Raw genomic sequence first — 19,316 nt, forward strand, 5'->3', positions numbered from 1 at the left:
CGTGTCTGATATCCTGCGCAAGATCGAAGCCTACAAGCGCGACGAGATCGCGGCGGCGAAGGCGCGGGTGCCGCTTGCCCAAATCAAGGCGCGGGCAAAGGATGCCGACGCACCACGCGGCTTTCTCTCGGCCCTTGAAGCCAAACGCAAATCCGGCAGTTTCGCGCTGATCGCCGAGATCAAGAAGGCGAGCCCGTCCAAGGGCCTGATCCGCGCCGATTTCGATCCGCCGGCGCTGGCCACGGCCTATGCCAAAGGTGGGGCTGCCTGCCTCTCGGTGCTGACCGATGCGCCGTCTTTCCAGGGGGCGCCTGAATTCCTCACCGATGCGCGCAGCGCCGTGACATTGCCGGCTTTGCGCAAGGATTTTCTGTTCGAGCCCTATCAGGTGTTCGAGGCCCGTGCGTGGGGCGCGGACGCCATCCTGATCATCATGGCGAGCGTCGATGACGCCGTGGCCAGGGAACTCGAAACGACGGCGTTCGAGCTCGGCATGGACGCGCTGGTCGAGGTGCATGACGAGGCCGAGACGGAACGCGCGCTGAAACTGTCGTCGCGGCTGATCGGCATCAACAACCGCAATCTGCGGACGTTCGAAACCAGCATCGAGACATCGGAGCGGCTCGCGGCGATGGTGCCGGCCGACCGGCTGCTGGTCAGCGAGAGCGGTATTTTCTCGCACCAGGACTGCCGCAGGCTGGAACGGAGCGACATTGGCACTTTCCTCGTCGGCGAGAGCCTGATGCGGCAACAGGACGTGGCCACTGCGACGCACCTGCTTTTGACGGGCAAGGCGCCCGCCAATGCATCTGCCCGAAAATCGCAATCGATGTTCGGAGAGCATGATGCATAAATACAAAGCGTCAGAGTGTAGTTTGTGCGTCCAAACGGACGCACGTCGCTCCAGGGTGACCTGACGATGTCGGCCGCCCTCACCCATCTTGGCGCGGAAGGCGAAGCCAATATGGTCGATGTCGGCGACAAGGCGGAGACGACCCGCACGGCAATCGCCGAAGGTCTTGTCTCGATGCGGCCCGAAACGCTGAAAATGATTCTCGACGGCGATGCCAAGAAGGGCGACGTGCTGGGCACGGCGCGCATCGCCGGCATCATGGCGGCCAAGAGGACGCATGAGCTGATCCCGCTCTGCCATCCGCTGCTGTTGACCAAGATATCGGTAGACATCGAACCTGACGCGAAGCTGCCCGGCCTGAAGGTCACGGCGCTGGCCCGTGTCACCGGCAAGACCGGCGTCGAGATGGAAGCGCTGACCGCCGTCTCGGTCGCCTGCCTGACCATCTATGATATGGCCAAGGCGGTCGATCGCGGCATGGCGATCTCCGGCATCAGGCTGGTGGAAAAGACCGGCGGCAAATCCGGCGACTACAAGGCGGATGCCCAGGGGGCAGGCCAATAATGGCGCTGCTTGCGGTCGCCGAGGCGCTCGAGCACCTGCTTGCGGATGCTGCGCCCTTGCCGGCTGAAAGCGTCGCCCTGATGGATGCCGCCGACCGCGTGCTGGCGGAGCCGCTCATGGCGCTCCGCACCCAGCCGCCATTCAACGCGTCGGCCATGGACGGCTATGCCGTGCGGGCCGACGATGTCGCGTCCGTGCCCGCGAGACTTTCGGTGATCGGCATGGCGCCGGCCGGACGAGGCTTTGCCGGAACAGTCGGCGCGGCGCAGGCCGTGCGCATCTTCACCGGCGCGCCGCTTCCCGGAGGCGCCGACACCATCGTCATCCAGGAGAATGTCCGCGACCTCGGCGGCGGCATGGTCGAAGTGACCGCGCCGACGGTTGAAGGCCGCAACATCCGCCGCCTCGGGCTCGATTTCTTGCAGGGCGACATGCTGCTGGAGAAGGGCCGCCTGCTTGATCCCGCGGCATTGTCGCTGGCGGCGTCGGCCAACCACCAGCAGGTCCGCGTGGTGAAACGGCCGCTGGTCGCCATCATCGCCACCGGCGACGAATTGCTGCCGCCGGGCAGCGACCTTGGCCCCGACCAGATCATCTCCTCCAATGCCTATGGCGTCGCCGCCGCGGCCCGCTCGGTCGGCGCCTGCGCACTCGATCTCGGCATCGCCCCCGACCGCAAGGAGGCGATCGCCGCGCTGGTGAAAAAAGCCGTCGCCGCAGGCGCGGACGTCATCGTTACGCTGGGCGGCGCCTCGGTCGGCGACCACGACCTCGTCCATGACGTGCTGACCGGCGAAGGCATGGCGCTCGATTTCTGGAAAATCGCCATGCGGCCCGGCAAGCCACTGATGTTCGGGCGGCTGGGCGCCATCCGCTGCATCGGCCTGCCTGGCAATCCGGTGGCCAGCCTGGTCGGCACGCAGCTCTTTCTGAAGCCGCTGCTGGCGCGGCTCGGCGGCCGCGCGTTCCGCCAGGACATGCGTCAGGCGCGGCTCGGCGCCGCCATGCCGGCCAACGATCTCAGGCAGGACTATGTACGCGCGGTGGTGAAGGAAGAAGCTGGCACGCTTGAGGCAACGCCGTTCAGTGTCCAGGATTCCTCGATGCTCAGAATGCTGGCCGACGCCAACGGACTGGTCGTGCGCGAGCCATTCGCTCCCGCGGCCGCAGCGGGCGCCGCCTGCAGCGTGCTGATGCTACGCTGAACAAAACGTCAACACATTCATTAAACTTTAAATGGTTGCGGAACACAACTGGAACAGATAGTGTTTGTTCTGGGTTTGTTTTTCTGATTCTGTTGGGGGTCGCGATGCTGACACGCAAACAACATGAACTGCTGATGTTCATTCACGAGCGGCTGAAGGAAAGCGGCATTCCGCCCTCGTTCGACGAGATGAAGGAAGCGCTCGACCTCGCCTCCAAATCGGGGATCCACCGGCTGATCACGGCGCTGGAGGAACGCGGTTTCATTCGCCGCCTGCCCAACCGCGCCCGCGCGCTGGAGGTGCTGCGCCTGCCCGATTCAATCGCGCCGGGCCTCAATGCGGCGCGCAAATTCTCGCCGAGCGTCATTCAAGGCTCCCTTGGGCAGGGCGGCCTCGGACGCCAGATCAAGCCGGCGCCTTCGCGCATGCGTGCGGCCGGCAATGACGACGACGTCGCTGCCACCGTTTCCATACCGGTGATGGGCCGCATCGCTGCCGGTGTGCCGATCGACGCCATCCAGCACCAGACGCATTCGATCTCGGTGCCACCGGACATGATCACCGGCGGCACGCACTACGCGCTGGAGGTCAAGGGTGATTCGATGATCGAGGCCGGCATCTTCGACGGCGACACGGTCATCATCCGCAACGCCGACACCGCCCAGCCTGGCGAGATCATTGTCGCTCTGGTCGACGAGGAGGAAGCGACGCTGAAGCGATTTCGCCGCAAAGGTGCCTCTATCGCACTGGAAGCCGCCAATCCGGCCTACGAGACGCGCATCTTCGGGCCGGACCGGGTCAAGGTGCAGGGCAAGCTCGTCGGATTGATCCGGCGTTACTGAACGGCGGGCTTCCTGGGTTTCTCGGCCCTGCGGTATGGCGGCAGGCCCCTCGCCTCGCGCGAAAATCGCCGCTGCTCATGCCAGGGCCTATATGGCTGTCTGACGGCAAAACGGATTTCTGCGCGCGTCGTCGCCGATAGCGGATCGAAGAAGACGGCGGCACTGCCCATGCGAGCGAGCTGCCGTTTGGTGACGACGAGAACCAGCGGGTTGCGGCAGGGTTTGTAATAGGCTGTGGCATCGTCGATGACGATCAAATCCGCAAAGGCACAGGCCGGCCGCGCGGTTTCACGGTTGTCGGCGAGCGCGATGAGCGCGCCGGACGGATGCCGGGCCAGGCACAGGCCGGCAGTGCAGGTGAAAGGCGCTCCCGGCGGCAGGTCGGCCGGATCGGCGATGTCGAACCGCACATCTCCTTTTTCGAATGTCTCCGGCTCGACGATCGTTGTTGAAACCAGCGCATGTTTCCAGTTGTCGGTGGTGAATTCGTTCGAACGCACCCGGTTGACGGCAAGTTCGCCGCCGCCGATCGGCAGTGCCACCAGATGCGCATCCTCCGAGATCAGCACGTCGGGGGTGCGCGTCTCGGAAATCGTCAGCAGGCCGGCGAGCGCAAAGGGAAGTGCCGCAACCCGCAGCCACGTCGTGGCCATCGTGGCGATGACCAGGGCGACCGTCACCAGCAGAACCGATTGCAACGAAATCAGGCCGACTGCATCGACCGGCGAACGCTCCGAGATCCATCCCGAAATTGCAATCATCGCCGTCAGGCCCTTGCCCATCATGTAGAGGAAAGGGCCGTCGAGGCCGAAAGGCATTGCCAAGGCGCTGAGGACGGCCAGGAACATGACGATCGTGACGATCGGCATGACCGCCAGATTGGCGAACAGGCTGAGCGGCGAGACGCGCTGGAAGTGCCAGATGGCGAAGAGCGCGGTGGCGCTGCCGGCAATGATGGAGGTCATTGCGATGGTGCCTGCCCCAGCGACGAGCTTGCGCGTGACGAAAGCGGCCGGTGACCGTCGCTGTCGCGGCGCCTTGGCCTTGTCGGCACGAAAGTCGGACCAACTGGCATAGGCGCCCACGAGAGCCGCAGTCGCAGCGAAGGACATCTGGAAGCTTGGGCCGACCACCTCGTGCGGCGACACGACGATGACGGCGATGGCCGAAATCGCCAGGTTGCGCATGGTGAGTGCCGCCCGGTCGAACAGCACGGCGACAAGCATTACCGCCAGCATGATGAAGCTGCGTTCAGCCGCGACCACGATACCGGAGAAAATCAGATAGGCAGCGATGGAGACGAGTGCGGCAGCAGCCGCATATTTCTTGACCGGCCGGCGCGACGAAAAGTCGGGAAACAGCGCAAAGGCGCTGCGCAGCAATCCCATGACGGTGCCGGCGACAAGCGCCATGTGCAGGCCGGAAATGGAGATGATGTGGTAGATGCCGGTGCGCCGCATCGATTCGTTTATCTCTTCGGGGATGCCGGCACGCACGCCGACGATCAGCGCAGCGGCAATCTCCCCCTCGGCACCACCGATGCTGTCCCTGATATGGTCGGCGATGGTTTCGCGCGCCTTCTCGATCGACGAAGAAAGGCGTGCGGTTAACGGTGCATCTTCGGAGACGACGATCTTTGGACTGCCGAGGAAAAAGCCACTGGCACCGATACCGGCGAAATAGCTGTCAAAGGAAAAGTCAAAGCTGTCCGGTCTGACCGGGCCAGTCGGAGGCAGAAGCCTCACATAGCCGGTTGCCACCGAGCCTGCGGTCATCTCAGCGGGAATCTTGCGTGCCGACACCCTGACACGTTCGGGTGCATAACGCAGTGTCGGCCGGGCGGTCGACATCACATCGATGGTCAGCCTGATCCGGCCGTTCGCCATTTGGTCGAGCCTGACGACACGGCCGGTCAGCCGGGTCTGGATTTCCGAACCGAGCATCTTCGTTCCGGCGCGCCAGGTTTCAACCTTGGCGGCGAGCACACCAAGCGCGCACAGCAACGCTGCCATGAAGCACAGGTGCGTTTTGCGGCGTGAGCGCGTGACGGCCGCACACAATGCCGTAAGGACCACGACGGCGATGGGCTGGGCAAAGTCCGGTTCGACGGCAAGCGAAAAATAGACGATCACCCCGCATGCCAGGAAAACCGGCACCAGCAGGAAGGCGACGCCCCGGTCGAGTTCCAGGCCGGCTGCCGCGGCCACGCTGTTGCGGACACCGGATGGTGAAAGATGGCTGAGCTGTCGGCGAAAACGAATGACAGGGCCGGGTGCTGAAGCCGGTATCGGCGCCGGGCGATCCGGCGAAAGAGGTTGGATGCTCAGCGGCGACGCAGGCAGCGAAACGGGTAGCGACTCAGTGTGAGGAACGTCGGCAAACAGCGATCGTTCGCTGACGCTTGCGGTCGCGCCCTCGCTCTCGTCCACGCCGCGGCCTGGTCCAGCCATAGGGTTCGCCCCTTGCGCCCTTGACCTCCTATGCTACATGAACGCGCGACGCGCGAAAGTCCGCGCACCACATCCGTTTTCTGCGCTTGCCCAGGAGTTCCATGTCGGACAAGGTCGTCACCCGTTTTGCCCCTTCGCCCACCGGATTCCTGCATATTGGCGGGGCGCGCACGGCGCTGTTCAATTGGCTGTATGCGAAACACACTGGCGGCAAGATGCTGCTGCGCATCGAGGACACCGATCGCGAGCGTTCGACCGATGCGGCAACCGCTGCCATCCTCGATGGGCTCTCCTGGCTCGGCCTCACCTGGGACGGCGAACCGGTATCCCAGTTCGAGCGCGCGCCGCGCCACCGCGCGGTTGCCGAGGAGCTGGTGCGCCTCGGCAAAGCCTATTACTGCTATGCGACGCCGGCCGAGCTGGAGGCGATGCGCGAGAGTGCGCGGGCCAACGGCTTGCCTCCCCGCTATGACGGCCGCTGGCGCGACCGCGACCCGTCAGAGGCACCGGTTGGCGCCAGGGGCGCGATCCGCATCAAGGCGCCGGCCGAAGGCGAGACGGTGGTACATGACCGCGTGCAGGGCGAAGTCCGCTTCCCCAACAAGGACCTCGACGATTTCATCATCCTGCGCTCGGACGGCAACCCGACCTATATGCATGCCGTCGTCGTCGACGACCACGACATGGGCATCACCCACATCATCCGCGGCGACGACCATCTGACCAATGCCGCCCGCCAAATGGTGATCTATCGAGCCTTGGGCTGGGAGGTGCCGTCAATGGCGCATATCCCGCTGATCCATGGCGCCGACGGCGCCAAGCTGTCGAAGCGGCACGGCGCCCTCGGCGTTGAAGCCTATCGCGCCATGGGCTATCTGCCCGAGGCACTGCTCAACTACCTGGCGCGGCTCGGCTGGAGCCACGGCGACGACGAGGTCATATCGATCACCGACATGATTGCGTGGTTCGACATCGGCGATGTCAACAAGGGGGCCGCCCGCTTCGACTTCGCCAAGCTCGAGGCGCTGAACGGCGTGCATATGCGGCGCATGAACGAGCCCGAATTGCTCGATATCTTCATCAACACCTTGCCCTATCTCGAAGGCGGCCCGGCGATCGCAGCGCGCCTCGACGACACACGCAAGGCGCAGTTGCTGGCCGCCCTGCCCGGCTTGAAGGAGCGCGCCAAGACGCTGGTCGAGCTGGTCGACGGTGCCGCCTTCCTGTTTGCCGAGCGGCCGCTGCCGATCGACGAGAAGGCGGCGGCGCTGCTCGGCGGCGAGGCGCGCGAGATCCTGCGGGGCGCCCATGCGGCGCTGAAGGCGATTTCAGGGGATTGGACGGCCGCAGCGGCGGAAGCGGCGATCCGCGAATATGCGCTCGCCGGCGGCCATAAACTTGGCGCAGTGGCCCAACCTTTGCGCGCCGCGCTAACCGGCAAAAGCACCTCGCCCGGCGTGTTCGACGTGCTTGCCGTGCTTGGCCGCGAGGAAAGCCTGGCACGCGTCGCGGATCAAATCGATTAGCAAAACTGGCCCAAGAAGATTGGCATTGAAAGGTGGGTTTCGCAGTGCAACATTAGGTCTTGGCCCAATTTGGCACGCCATCCAATTGCGGGCGCAAACGCGCGAACTCCGATACTTTCGACGTGTTGCGTTGCAGAAATTTTGCCTTTGCCGACATGAGAAAACAAAAAGGAGTTTGCAATGTCCGAAGCTGCGACAAAAATGGAATTTGGCGGCAAAACCCACGCGTCGACCGCGAAACTTGAATTCGGCGGCAAAACTCACGAACTCAAGGTGCGAAGCGGCTCGGTCGGACCTGACGTCATCGATATCGGCGCGCTTTACAGCACCACCGGGGCCTTCACCTACGATCCCGGCTTCACCTCGACGGCAAGTTGCGAGTCGGAAATCACCTTCATCGATGGCGATGCCGGCATCCTTTTGCATCGCGGTTATCCGATCGACCAGTTGGCCGAGCACGGCGACTTCCTCGAAGTCTGTTATCTCCTGCTCTACGGCGAACTGCCGACCAAGGCGCAGAAGGACGATTTCGACTACCGGGTCACGCGCCACACCATGGTGCACGAGCAGATGTCGCGCTTCTTCACCGGCTTTCGCCGCGACGCCCACCCGATGGCGGTGATGTGCGGCGTGGTCGGTGCGCTGTCAGCTTTCTATCACGATTCCACCGACATCTCGGACCCCTACCAGCGCATGGTCGCATCGATGCGGCTGATCGCCAAGATGCCGACGATCGCGGCGATGGCTTACAAATACCACATCGGCCAGCCCTTCATTTACCCCAAGAACGAGCTGAATTTCGCGGCCAACTTCCTGCATATGTGCTTTGCCGTGCCGTGCGAGGAATACAAGATCAACCCGGTGCTGGCGCGTGCGATGGAGCGCATTTTCATCCTGCACGCCGATCACGAGCAGAACGCCTCGACCTCGACCGTTCGCCTCGCCGGCTCGTCCGGCGCCAATCCGTTCGCCTGCATCGCCGCCGGCATCGCCTGCCTGTGGGGACCGGCCCATGGCGGCGCCAACGAGGCAGCCTTGAACATGCTGGGCGAGATCGGCCAAGTCGACCACATCCCGGAATTTATCGCCCGCGCCAAGGATAAGAACGATCCGTTCCGATTGATGGGCTTTGGCCATCGCGTCTACAAAAACTACGATCCACGCGCCAAGATCATGCAGAAGACCGCACATGAGGTTTTGGGCGAACTCGGCATCAAGGACGATCCGCTGCTCGACATCGCCATGGAACTGGAAAGGATTGCTCTGACCGATTCCTATTTCATCGAGAAGAAGCTTTATCCGAACGTCGATTTCTATTCCGGCATCACGCTGAAGGCGCTGGGCTTCCCCACCACCATGTTCACCGTGCTGTTCGCGGTCGCCCGCACCGTCGGCTGGATCGCGCAGTGGAAGGAGATGATCGAGGATCCGCACCAGAAGATAGGCCGCCCGCGCCAGCTCTATACAGGTGCGCCGGAACGCGACTACGTGCCGATTGCTAAACGGTGAATAGCGAATTGTGAATAGTGAATAGTGAATAGTGAATAGTGAATAGTGAATAGTGAATAGTGAAGCAGGGTCTCTTTGTGGCCTATGGTCAAGCACGATTTTGACCATTCACCATTCACTATTCACCACTTCACCATTCACCGCTTGATACACCTCATCACGACCCCTGCAGCGATGTCGCCAGACGGTCTGTCGACAGCCATGCGTCTGGCCACCTCGGCAAAACCGTCCTTCTGCCATGCGCGATAGGCGGTATCGGAAAACAGCGCCTCCAACTGCCGCGCCAGGTAGTGCGGTCGCACATATTCGTTGTAGCTTTCCGGCACGATCGGGCGGTCGGCGATGAGATTGGGCAAGGAGGCGCTCCATACGGTGACCAGGCGTTGGGCCATCCGCATGACCGGATCGAGCCGGTAGCAGGAGATCATCGGCACACCCGACAGCGCCAGTTCCAGCGACACCGTTCCCGATGCGATCAGCGCTGCGTCGGCCTTGCCGAAGGCCTGCCATTTGCGCTCGGGATCAAGGATGATCTCCGGCTTCTCGTCCCAGCTTGCCACCGAAGCCCTGACCAGGTCGGCGACATGCGGCACCGTCGGCAACAGCAGGCGCAAGCGGTGTCCGCGCGCACGCAGGATCGAGATCGTCTTGCCGAACGGGCCGGCCAGCCGTCGCACCTCGCCGCGACGCGAGCCGGGCAGCACAAGCAGTGTCTTCACACGATCGTCGGACAGGTCGCGCGGCAGGCTTTGCGCCTTGGCGGCGCCGAGCACGCCCGGATCGTGGGTAAGGCGATGGCCGACATAGGTGCCGGTCGGACCGCCGAGGCGGGCGAGTTCCCTCACTTCGAAAGGCAGGATGCAGAGGATGTGGTCGACATACGGTTTCATCGCCACCGCCCTGCCCGGCCGCCATGCCCAGACGCTCGGGCAGACATAGTGGACGATCGGGATTGCCGGATCGGCGGCACGCACCTTTTTCGCCACGCGCAGCGAAAAATCCGGGCTGTCTATGGTGATGAGGCAGTCCGGCTTTTCATTGGCGACCGCACCGGCCGTCTGGCTGATCCGTCGTATCAGGCGCGGCAGATCGCGCAGGATGGCGCTCAATCCCATCAGCGCGATCTCGCCGCCGTCGAACAGCGGCATGAGGCCGAGCGCCTGCAAATGCCGGCCGCCGATGCCGACGAGCCGGACCTCGCGGCCGGTCACGCGCTTGAGCGCCTCTACGATGTCGGCGCCAAGCAGGTCGCCGGATTCCTCGCCGGCGACGATGGCGATCTTCAGCGGTCGCTCAGTCGCCATGCACCGGCTCCGCAGCAGGCAGGCCGATCACGAACAGGCCGAGCGCGTTGGCGCGAGCGACGACTGTCGGGCCTTCGAGAACCAGCGAGCGGCCGGCTTCGACGGCAATGCCGGCAAGTCCGGCGGCATGCGCCGCCTCGATCGTCTGCGGGCCGATGGAGGGCAGATCGGCGCGCAACTCCTGGCCAGGCTTGGCGCATTTGACCAGGACGCCGCGCGTTCTGCCGGCCAGCCTGCCATGGCCGCGCAACTGCCGTGTTCGATCGAGCAATCCGTCGGTACCCTCGATGCCTTCCAGCGCGATGGCGCGGCCGCCGATCGCAACAGCCGCCTGGCCGATATCCAGCGCGCCGATGGCCATTGCCGCTGCGTGGGCCGCTTTGATGTCGCGCCAGTCGGATTTCCGCGGCGCTGCCTTGGTCAGCGCGCCTTCGGCGGCGACCAGTTCCGGCACGATCTCATGGGCGCCGACCACCTTGATGCCGCTGCGCTCGACCCTTCGCACGAACAGTTTCAACACGGTGTCGTCGCCTTGGGTTACGCCGACAAGAAGGCTGGGCACCCAGGCGAGCAGGCCGAGATTGAGGCGCATGGCGCTCAGCCTGGGGCGGCGTGTGATATGGCCCGCTGTCACCAAATGGGTAACATGACTATTTTTGAGCGTCGGCAGCAGTGAGCCGACATCCTCCAGCCTCAACGTCGCCTGCTCATAGGCGTCGAAGTCGGCTATCCGGTCGACCTCGCCCGCCACTATTACCACGAAGGGAGACTTGCCTTGCCCAGCAAGCGCCTTGGCGACTTCGACCGGCAAACTGCCGCCGCCGGCGATGATGCCGACCCTGGCGTCTGGCGCGAGATCAAGGCCCGTCCGGGTGCCCTCAATCTTCGTCATCTGCATCGTCGCCGCCGCCAGCCTTGAGCGACGGGACGGCATAGTGCCGCTTACCGCGACTGACGATGAAATCGATGATCTTCATGGCGGTCGGTGACGAGGCGAATTCCGCCTTGGCGAACTCGATGTTTTCGCCGACGGTTCGGGAGCGATCGAAGATCGTCTTGTAGGCCTTGCGCAGCGTGTGGATCTCGGAGCGCGGCAGGCCGGCGCGCTTCAGGCCGATGATGTTGAGGCCGCGAAGGCTGGCGCGATTGCCGACCGCGATGGCGTAGGGAATGACATCGCCGACGAATGCCGAGCAACCGCCGAGAAAGGCGTTGTCGCCGACGCGGACAAACTGATGAACGGCGCTGAGACCACCGATATAGACGTTGTCGCCGATCTCGCAATGGCCGCCCAACGTCGCCTGATTGGCGAAGGTGGCGTTCTTGCCGACGATGCAATCATGGGCGATGTGGGCGTAGGCAAGGAAGTTGCCGTTGTCACCGATCGTCGTCTCGCCGCGGCTGGAATCGGTGCCGAGGTGCATGGTCACGCCTTCGCGGATCGTGCAGTTCTCGCCGACGACCAGCGTGGTGCGGCCGCCCTTGTGCTTGTTATTCTGCGGCGGCGCGCCCAGTGTCGCCATCGGATACACCTTGGTCGACGCACCGATGGTGGTCGCGCCCATCACCGAGATGTGGCTGACCAGTTCGACGCGGTCGCCGAGCACCGCGTCGGCGCTGATGTGGCAGAATGGCCCGATGCGGACGCCTTCGCCGATTTTTGCGCCGGCCTCGATGACCGACGATGGATGGATGACTGTCTGGATTTTCATAAGCATTCGATCGTCAGTCGCTCGCGACCATCATCGCCGAGATCTCGGCTTCCGCGGCCTTGACGCCGTCGACGAGAGCCTCGCAGGCGAATTTGAGAAGGTTGCCGCGTTTCTTGATTTTCTTCACATGGATCTTCAACTGGTCGCCGGGAACGACCGGTTTACGGAATTTGGCGTTGTCGATGGTCAGGAAATAGACCAGCGACGGTTTTTCGGTGCCTAGGCTGCGGATGCAGATGGCGCCGGCCGTCTGCGCCATCGCCTCGACGATCAGCACGCCGGGCATGACCGGCTGATCCGGGAAATGACCTTGGAAATGCGGCTCGTTTATGGTCACGTTCTTGATGCCGGTGGCGGACTCGTCGCCATCGATATCGATGATGCGGTCGATCATCAGGAACGGATAGCGATGCGGCAGGAGCTTCATCAGCCCCAATATGTCGACCGCCTCGAGCGTTGTCGCCGCAACCATCTCAGCTCTTCCCTCCGTCGCCCGATTTGCGCGCCCTGGCCAGTCTTCGCAGAGCTGCGATCTCCCGCATGGCTTCCGCCATCGGCTGCGCCGGGTACCCTCCCCAAATCTCGCCTGCGGGGACGTTGCTCATGAACCCGCTTCTTGCAGCAAGCTTGGCCCCTGTCCCTACCGTCAGGTGATCCGCAAGACCGACACCGCCACCCATGGTGACGTTGTCGCCCACCGTTACGGAACCGGAAATACCCGAAAGGCCGGCGATTATGCAATTGCGGCCGATGCGGACGTTATGAGCGATCTGGACCAGATTGTCGATCTTGGTGCCTTGACCGATAATCGTGTCGGACATGGCGCCGCGATCGACCGTGGTATTGGAGCCGATCTCGACGTCGTCCTGGATGACGACCCGGCCGATTTGCGGCACGCGCTCCGGGCCCTTGGCGCCGGCCACGAAGCCAAAACCGTCCTGGCCGATGCGGGCGCCGCCATGAATGATGACGCGGTTGCCGATCAGCGCGTACTGGATGCTGGCGCCTGGGCCGACATAGCCGTCGCGGCCGAACTGACAGGAGGGACCGATAACGGCATGAGGAGCAATGACGGTTCCGCTGCCGATAGAAGCGCGAGGGCCGATGATCGCGCCGGCCTCGACGATCGCGCCGGCCTCGACGCGCGCCGATGGATCGATATGGGCATGTGGCGAGATACCGGTTTCGCCGGTCATCGGCGCCGGTGTCGCAGCCGCCGGGAAAAGCAGGCGGCCGACCATCGCGAACGCCTGTTGCGGGCGCGGATGGATCAGAACCGCGATACCCGCCGGCGCCTTGCCGGCAAATTCGGCGGGGCATAGAACCGCCGCTGCTCGCAGCGATTGCATCAGCGCGAAGTTGCGTCTGCCATCGACAAAGACAAGCGCGTGCTCGCCGCCTTCGCTTGCCGGCGCCAAGGCTTCGATCGATCTTTCGGAGAGGTCGGAATCGACAAGCACCGAGCCGGTCAGATTCGCGACTTCGCCAGCCGTATACCGGCGTGATGGCGCGAAGAACACCGGATCGGTCATTCCAGAAGCTATATCCAGCTAGCGCATGACCCCGAAAATCGGAATCGATTTTCGGAAAGGATAATGCGCAAAATCAAAGTCCTGCAGCGTCCTTTGCGCGTCCAGGAGGACACTCGGCGCCGTAGTGTCGCATTACTTTCTTCCGGACCGCTACGGCCCGGACGTATCGTTGCCCGCCGATCAGAACCGGGACGATATGCCGAAGTTGAATTCCTGCACGTCGTCGGTGTCCTCCTTGAGGACCGGGATCGCATAGTCGATGCGGATCGGGCCAAAAGGCGACGCCCACATCAAGCCGACGCCGGCCGAGGCACGCCATTCCATGCTGGTTGTCGATGGATCAACACCCGCCACATCGTTGCCATAAAGTGTCGCCGCATCGGCAAAGACCGCGCCGCGCAGGCCGAAGCTCTCCGGAATGATCGGCATCGGAAACTGAGCTTCCGCCGAGGCGTTGAAATAGGTGGTGCCGCCGAGATGGTCGTCAAAGCCCTGGTTGTCGACAGGACCGATGCCGCCATAGGCGAAGCCGCGGATCATGCGGTCGCTGCTCTGGAAATGATCGAAGATGCGCAGGTCGTCGTTGCCGAAGCCCTGGATATGGCCAGCCCCGCCCGAAATCAAACCAACCAGATCAAGCTGCTCCGACAACGTCTGATAGACGCTGCCGCGCGTTGTCACCTTGACGAATTTGGCGTCGCCGCCGAGGCCGGCGAATTCCGTGGTGACATTGGCGAAGATGCCTTCATGCGGGTTCTTCATGTCGTCGATGGTGTTGTAGACCAGGCCGAGACTGACCGACGACTTGAGCCACGGGCTTTCCGCAATGCCATTTAGGATAGCCGTAGAGACGGTGCAGCCAGGGAGATCGCAATCATCGTCGAGCTTGTACTTCTCCTGCGAGATATTATACGCCAGCTGCGTCGAGATGTCGTCGGTGATCGGCAGGCCGAAACGCACTGTCGCGCCTAGCGTCTCGCTCTTGTAGTCGTCGTATTCCCTGGTCCGGTTGAAGACATCGAAACCGGCGGCAATGCGCCGCCCGAGGAAATAGGGCTCGGTGAAGGAGAAGCTGTAGTCGCGCGAATTCTTGCCGCCGCCCGCCGAAAGCCTGATGAACTGGCCGCGTCCGAGGAAGTTGCGTTCGCTGATCGATCCTTCGACGGTTGGGCCTTCGGTGTCGCCACCGCTCGAATAGCCAGCGCCGACCGAGAACTCGCCGGTCGACTTCTCGACCACGTCGACCACCAGCACCACCTGGTCAGGCTCAGAGCCGGGCACGGTCGAAACCTCGACTTTCTCAAAAAAATCGAGCGCTTCCAGCCGTTTCTTCGCGCGCTGGATGAGAACCTGGTTGAAGGCATCGCCCTCACTCACGTCGAATTCTCGGCGAATGACATAGTCGCGTGTCCGGTCGTTGCCGCGAATCTCGATGCGCTCGACATAGGCCTTGGTGCCCTGGTCGATCGTATAGACCACTGAAATGGTGTGGTTCTCGAAATTGCGATCGCCGCGCGGCGTGACCTGGGCGAAGGGATAGCCGGAACCGGCGACCCTCTCGGTCAATGCAATGATGGTGTCTTCGACGTTCTCGGCGTTGTAGACATCGCCCTTGTGGGTTTCGACCACCGACTGCAGCGATGCGCCGTCGACCTCGGGAATCGTGCTCTCGACGCTGATGTCGCCGAAGGTGTAGCGCTCGCCCTCCTGCACGGTGATGGTTACCGTGTATTTATTGGTGGTTTCGTCGAGCTCGCCGACCGCGGAAATCACCTGGAAGTCGGCATAGCCGTGATTGTAGTAAAAACGGCGCAGCAACTCCTGGTCAGCGTTGAGCTTGTCTTCGTCATAGACGTCGTCGCGCAGCACGAACGAAAGGATGGTCGAGCGCTTGGTCGAAATGACATCGGACAGGCGACGGCTCGAATAGGCGCTGTTGCCGACGAAATTGATCGCCGCGATCTGTGTGCGGCCGCCTTCGTTGATGTTGAACACCACGTTCACGCGGTTGTCGCCGAGATCCATGATCTGGGTGGTCACGGCGGCGTCGTCGCGGCCGATACGCCTGTAGGCAGCCTTGACCGCCTCGACATCGGCATCGAGCGCCTGCTGCGAGAACGTTCCACGCGGCTTCAACTGGACCGCGGCCGCCAGCGCGTTGTCCTTGAGCTTCTTGTTGCCCTGGAACAGCACCTGGTTCACGACCTGATATTCGGAAACCTTGATGACCAGCGTCGAACCGACCTGGTTGATCTGGACGTCCGAGAACAGCCCGGTGCCGAACAGCGCCTTGACCGCCTCGTCGATATCGGCGCTGGAAAACGGCCTGCCGGGCTTGATCGTGACGTAGTTGCGGATCGTCTCGGCGTCGACACGCTGATTGCCGCTGACTTCAACTCTTGAAACAACTGCGGCCTCGGCCGCCGATGTGGCAACGAACTGCACTGCGAGCGCACCTGGTACGACCAGGGCGGCGGACAGGGCCACCGCGGACGCGGCGCTCAGAAACTTGGATGCTGCCTTCATCGGGCTTTTGTACCTTTTCTCGAAGTCCCCACGGCGAGAAAACCGGACGTGCGGTAATTTCCCCTACCGTATTAACCGGATTTTCCCTACACGCAAGGCTCCTGGTTAATTTGTATTTACTTAACCCAATTGCGTGGCTTTCGCGTCACGCATATCCCCACGCATGGTAAACGGCGTCTCAACATTGGCTGTGCTGAAGCCAAATTTCTTCATGATTTCAGCATCCAAACAGGTCGTTCCAGAAAACAAACCCCATGAAGCCCAAGACGAGAAGCAGGCCAGCCCTGTAGCCCAACTCCATCATCCGTTCCGACACCGGTCGCCGAATGACGGCCTCCACGCCGTAGAACAGGAGATGGCCTCCGTCGAGCGGAGGAATCGGCAAAAGGTTCAGAATACCGATCCCGACCGACAGCAGCGCGACAAGTTGCACAAGCCAGTCGAAGCCGAGTTTTGCCGCCTGCCCCGACATCTTTGCGATCTTGATTGGGCCGCCCAGCTGGCATTTGTCTTCGCGACCGACAACGAAACGCTGCAGGAACTGACCGGTGCGCTGAATGATGTATCCGGTCTCCTCGACCGCCGCCCCTACCGCTCCGACCGGGCTGTAAGTGATCAGCCGGGGCTGGCCGAATTCCTGGTTGTTGACGACGCCGATCACCGCCACCTTGACCTTGTTGCCCAGCCCGTCTTGCTGCTCCATCAATTCCGGCGTCGCCGTAACGGTGATCTCCTTGCCGTCGCGCAGCATGACGAAGGTGATGGGGTCGCCACCGCGGCCCGAGACCCGGCGCTGGACGTCGGCGAAGGTCTGGACCTTGCTGCCGTCGACGCTGACGAAGCGGTCTCCGGGCAGGATGCCGGCCCTGGCCGCTGGGCTGCCCGCGGTGACTTCAGCCACCATTGGCTCCAGCACGGGCCGGCCATAGGCGGAAAACAGCACCGCGAAGACGGCGATCGTCAGCAGAAAATTGAACAGCGGGCCAGCCACCACAGTTGCCGCGCGCTTCCAGACCGGCTGCGTGTGAAAAGCGATCTTGCGTTCGGCAGCCGTCAGCGTTTCGATCTCCTCCGAACTGGGCTGGCTCGAGGTGGCATTCATGTCGCCGACGAATTTGACGTAGCCGCCGAGTGGAATGGCGCAGAGTTTCCAGCGCGTGCCATGGCTGTCATTAAAGCCGAAGAGTTCCGGGCCGAAGCCGATCGAAAAGACCTTCACGCCGATGCCGCACCAGCGGCCGACGAGATAATGGCCCATCTCGTGAACGAACACGACGACGGTCAGCACGAACAGGAAAGGCACCAGCGTGCCGAGGACAAAGCCCTCCGTGCTGAAAACCGCGTGAAGAATCTCGTTCAATTCATGTCCTCAAAATTCGTCCGCAGCACGGTGGTACCGCGACTGTGGCATCAATCCAGGCGAATCCATGGCGCATCCTGCGCAGGTCAAGAAACCAGGCCCCCGAATCAATGCCGATAAAGAGCCAATGCCGATCAAGCTGGAAACAGCCACTGTGCCGGATGGTCGGCGGTCGCCGAAATCCAGCCGATGACGTACAGGGCGAAAGCCGCCGCGACAAGCCCGTCGACCCGGTCCATGACGCCGCCATGGCCGGGTATCAGCGTGCCCGAATCCTTGCGGTTGTGGCGCCGCTTCACCCATGATTCGAAAAGGTCGCCGGCCTGGGAGACGAGCGAAAGCACCAGCGCGACGACGCCGAGCACTGCGAGATTGCCGGCTCCGGCCGCAGCGGCCAGAAGCAGCCCGGCAACCACGCCGCCGACGGCGCCGCCGAGCGCACCGCTCTGCGTCTTGCCGGGCGAGATCGATGGCGCCAGCTTCGGCCCGCCGACAGCGCGGCCGACGAAATAAGCTGCTATGTCGGTCGCCCAAACCACCGCGAACAGGAAGAGAATGGCGACGAGGCCGGAATGGTCGCCGTCACGCAAAAGAGCAAGTGACAGTCCGGAAATGGCGGCATAGGCAAGGCCGGACGCGTCCCACTGTCCCGTTTGATGCATCGAAGTCTGGTGCATCGAAGCCACGACCACGGTGACAACGACCATCACCGCCACAAGAAGCAGCAGCCAGGACGCCGGCAGGCCGGCGACCAAGGCGCCGACGAAAACCAGAAGCAGCGCTTCCGGCAGAAGACCAAGACCCGTGGCGGCGACCGGGCGGCACATTCGCGTCCATTCGTAGAAGATCAGGATCGTCATGGCGGCGCAAAGCATTCGGAAGGGCAGTCCGCCGAGCCAGGTCAGGCCGAGCGTGACGACCGCAAGCACGACGCCAGAAATAACGCGAAGCTGGAGGTTGCTCATCCCTTGGCTGTCACGGCGACGCCTTCAGCGCCAAGCCCGCCGAAACGGCGCTCGCGACCGGCAAAGTCGCGCAATGCGTCAGCCAAATGCTCGCGGCTGAAATCGGGCCAGTAGCAAGGCAGGAAGACAAGTTCGCTGTAAGCCGCTTGCCACAGAAGGAAATTCGACAGCCTGAGCTCACCGCTGGTGCGGATGACCAGTTCCGGATCCGGAATACCCTGGGTGTCGAGAGAGCCGGCAAAGGATTCGGCCGTAATCTCCTCGCTGTCGAGCTCGCCGCGCGCCACCGCCCAGGCAAGCTTGCGCGCGGTGCGCACGATCTCGTCGCGTCCGCCATAGTTGAAAGCGATGACCAGGGTCAGAGCGTCGTTGCGGACGGTCAGCGTTTCGGCCTCTTCAAGCAGGCTCCTGATGTCAGGTTGCAGCCCTGCCCTGTCGCCGATGATCCTGACCCGCACGCCATTTTGGTGCAGTTCGGCGAGGTCGCGGCGGATGAAGATTTTCAACAGGCCCATCAGGTCGCTGACTTCGGACTTCGGCCGCGACCAGTTTTCCGACGAGAAGGCGTAGACGGTGAGGAACGAGATGCCAAGGCCAGGAGCGGCGCGCACCGTGTTGCGCAGCGCCTCGACGCCGGCACGATGCCCAGCAAGCCGTGGCAAGCCACGCGCCTTGGCCCAGCGTCCGTTTCCGTCCATGATGATTGCGACATGCGCGGGGCTTGTCATGTTCTCGCTTTCGAGCCAGCAGTGGCCAGACCCTAAACCTGCATGATTTCAGCTTCCTTATCGGAAAGCAGATGGTCGATGGTGCCGATCATCTCGTCGGTGAGCTTCTGGACCTGGTCGGACCGCTTGCGATGATCGTCCTCGCTGATATCGCCGTCCTTTTCCGCCTTTTTGAGGAATTCCATGCCGTCCCGGCGCACGTGGCGCACGGCGATGCGCGCATTCTCGGCATAACCATGC

17 protein-coding genes are annotated in these 19,316 nt (G+C 62.9%); 6 read left to right on the plus strand and 11 right to left on the minus strand.

Going from position 1 to position 19,316, the window contains the following annotated elements:
- Position 1: 1 nt before the first annotated feature.
- From trpC to lexA, 4 genes are all read left to right on the plus strand, one after another.
- Complete coding sequence (trpC, locus tag AC0L3D_RS16860; RefSeq protein ID WP_287238164.1) at positions 2-853, plus strand: indole-3-glycerol phosphate synthase TrpC; 852 nt, start codon at positions 2-4, stop codon at positions 851-853.
- A gap of 66 nt (positions 854-919) precedes the next feature.
- A complete protein-coding gene (gene moaC, locus AC0L3D_RS16865; RefSeq protein ID WP_287238163.1) occupies positions 920-1,417 on the plus strand; it encodes a cyclic pyranopterin monophosphate synthase MoaC in 498 nt (165 codons plus the stop codon).
- Positions 1,417-2,622: a molybdopterin molybdotransferase MoeA gene (locus AC0L3D_RS16870; RefSeq protein WP_473645122.1), complete on the plus strand. Its 1,206-nt coding sequence runs from the start codon at positions 1,417-1,419 to the stop codon at positions 2,620-2,622. The genes moaC and AC0L3D_RS16870 overlap by 1 nt, the downstream gene beginning before the upstream one ends.
- A 104-nt stretch (positions 2,623-2,726) precedes the next feature.
- Positions 2,727-3,464: a transcriptional repressor LexA gene (gene lexA / locus AC0L3D_RS16875; RefSeq protein ID WP_473645123.1), complete on the plus strand. Its 738-nt coding sequence runs from the start codon at positions 2,727-2,729 to the stop codon at positions 3,462-3,464.
- On the opposite strand, the gene AC0L3D_RS16880 is transcribed toward lexA, so the two are convergent.
- Positions 3,458-5,914 (minus strand): ComEC/Rec2 family competence protein, encoded by a 2,457-nt coding sequence (locus AC0L3D_RS16880; RefSeq protein ID WP_473645124.1) that lies wholly within the window; start codon positions 5,912-5,914, stop codon positions 3,458-3,460. The two genes, lexA and AC0L3D_RS16880, sit on opposite strands and share 7 nt — an antisense overlap.
- 101 nt (positions 5,915-6,015) lie before the next feature.
- Between AC0L3D_RS16880 and gltX the strand changes: the two genes are divergently transcribed.
- Both gltX and gltA read left to right on the plus strand, forming a co-directional pair.
- Positions 6,016-7,440 carry a glutamate--tRNA ligase gene (gltX, locus tag AC0L3D_RS16885; RefSeq protein WP_473645126.1) on the plus strand — a complete coding sequence of 475 codons (1,425 nt, stop codon included), beginning with the start codon at positions 6,016-6,018 and terminating at the stop codon, positions 7,438-7,440.
- Between the two features lie 180 nt (positions 7,441-7,620).
- Positions 7,621-8,949, plus strand: coding sequence for a citrate synthase (gene gltA, locus AC0L3D_RS16890; RefSeq protein ID WP_031255684.1), 1,329 nt, complete (start codon positions 7,621-7,623; stop codon positions 8,947-8,949).
- A gap of 137 nt (positions 8,950-9,086) precedes the next feature.
- Here the strand turns inward: gltA and lpxB are convergent, their stop codons facing one another.
- The 10 genes from lpxB to AC0L3D_RS16940 form a co-directional block, all read right to left on the minus strand.
- Positions 9,087-10,253, minus strand: coding sequence for a lipid-A-disaccharide synthase (gene lpxB / locus AC0L3D_RS16895; protein ID WP_473627743.1), 1,167 nt, complete (start codon positions 10,251-10,253; stop codon positions 9,087-9,089).
- On the minus strand, positions 10,243-11,145 hold the full coding sequence (locus tag AC0L3D_RS16900; protein ID WP_128244898.1) for an LpxI family protein: 903 nt from the start codon (positions 11,143-11,145) through the stop codon (positions 10,243-10,245). The genes lpxB and AC0L3D_RS16900 overlap by 11 nt, the downstream gene beginning before the upstream one ends.
- Positions 11,132-11,965 (minus strand): acyl-ACP--UDP-N-acetylglucosamine O-acyltransferase, encoded by an 834-nt coding sequence (lpxA, locus tag AC0L3D_RS16905; protein ID WP_473627857.1) that lies wholly within the window; start codon positions 11,963-11,965, stop codon positions 11,132-11,134. Before lpxA ends, AC0L3D_RS16900 begins: the two co-directional genes overlap by 14 nt.
- Before the next feature lie 13 nt (positions 11,966-11,978).
- Positions 11,979-12,437, minus strand: coding sequence for a 3-hydroxyacyl-ACP dehydratase FabZ (fabZ, locus tag AC0L3D_RS16910; protein WP_023801228.1), 459 nt, complete (start codon positions 12,435-12,437; stop codon positions 11,979-11,981).
- 1 nt (position 12,438) lies between these two features.
- Positions 12,439-13,497 (minus strand): UDP-3-O-(3-hydroxymyristoyl)glucosamine N-acyltransferase, encoded by a 1,059-nt coding sequence (lpxD, locus tag AC0L3D_RS16915; protein WP_287138617.1) that lies wholly within the window; start codon positions 13,495-13,497, stop codon positions 12,439-12,441.
- Positions 13,498-13,677: 180 nt separating this feature from the next.
- Complete coding sequence (gene bamA, locus AC0L3D_RS16920; protein ID WP_473615921.1) at positions 13,678-16,023, minus strand: outer membrane protein assembly factor BamA; 2,346 nt, start codon at positions 16,021-16,023, stop codon at positions 13,678-13,680.
- A 217-nt stretch (positions 16,024-16,240) separates the two neighbouring features.
- Positions 16,241-17,383, minus strand: a complete 1,143-nt coding sequence (gene rseP / locus AC0L3D_RS16925) for an RIP metalloprotease RseP (RefSeq protein ID WP_473516748.1) — start codon at positions 17,381-17,383, stop codon at positions 16,241-16,243.
- A gap of 134 nt (positions 17,384-17,517) precedes the next feature.
- Positions 17,518-18,348, minus strand: a complete 831-nt coding sequence (locus AC0L3D_RS16930; RefSeq protein WP_473627746.1) for a phosphatidate cytidylyltransferase — start codon at positions 18,346-18,348, stop codon at positions 17,518-17,520.
- Positions 18,345-19,076: an isoprenyl transferase gene (locus tag AC0L3D_RS16935; RefSeq protein ID WP_473627747.1), complete on the minus strand. Its 732-nt coding sequence runs from the start codon at positions 19,074-19,076 to the stop codon at positions 18,345-18,347. Before AC0L3D_RS16935 ends, AC0L3D_RS16930 begins: the two co-directional genes overlap by 4 nt.
- A gap of 32 nt (positions 19,077-19,108) precedes the next feature.
- A partial coding sequence (locus AC0L3D_RS16940; RefSeq protein WP_473645128.1) for a ribosome recycling factor occupies positions 19,109-19,316 on the minus strand: 208 nt, incomplete at its 5' end.

The sequence above is a fragment of the Mesorhizobium sp. WSM4837 genome (assembly GCF_055811435.1).

Coding starts and splice junctions, on each gene's coding strand:
- moaC (WP_287238163.1), top strand. CDS start 920: ATGTCGGCCGCCCTCACCCATCTTGGCGCGGAAGGCGAAGCCAATATG.
- AC0L3D_RS16870 (WP_473645122.1), top strand. CDS start 1,417: ATGGCGCTGCTTGCGGTCGCCGAGGCGCTCGAGCACCTGCTTGCGGAT.
- lexA (WP_473645123.1), top strand. CDS start 2,727: ATGCTGACACGCAAACAACATGAACTGCTGATGTTCATTCACGAGCGG.
- AC0L3D_RS16880 (WP_473645124.1), bottom strand. CDS start 5,914: ATGGCTGGACCAGGCCGCGGCGTGGACGAGAGCGAGGGCGCGACCGCA.
- gltX (WP_473645126.1), top strand. CDS start 6,016: ATGTCGGACAAGGTCGTCACCCGTTTTGCCCCTTCGCCCACCGGATTC.
- gltA (WP_031255684.1), top strand. CDS start 7,621: ATGTCCGAAGCTGCGACAAAAATGGAATTTGGCGGCAAAACCCACGCG.
- lpxB (WP_473627743.1), bottom strand. CDS start 10,253: ATGGCGACTGAGCGACCGCTGAAGATCGCCATCGTCGCCGGCGAGGAA.
- AC0L3D_RS16900 (WP_128244898.1), bottom strand. CDS start 11,145: ATGACGAAGATTGAGGGCACCCGGACGGGCCTTGATCTCGCGCCAGAC.
- lpxA (WP_473627857.1), bottom strand. CDS start 11,965: ATGAAAATCCAGACAGTCATCCATCCATCGTCGGTCATCGAGGCCGGC.
- fabZ (WP_023801228.1), bottom strand. CDS start 12,437: ATGGTTGCGGCGACAACGCTCGAGGCGGTCGACATATTGGGGCTGATG.
- lpxD (WP_287138617.1), bottom strand. CDS start 13,497: ATGACCGATCCGGTGTTCTTCGCGCCATCACGCCGGTATACGGCTGGC.
- bamA (WP_473615921.1), bottom strand. CDS start 16,023: ATGAAGGCAGCATCCAAGTTTCTGAGCGCCGCGTCCGCGGTGGCCCTG.
- AC0L3D_RS16930 (WP_473627746.1), bottom strand. CDS start 18,348: ATGAGCAACCTCCAGCTTCGCGTTATTTCTGGCGTCGTGCTTGCGGTC.
- AC0L3D_RS16935 (WP_473627747.1), bottom strand. CDS start 19,076: ATGACAAGCCCCGCGCATGTCGCAATCATCATGGACGGAAACGGACGC.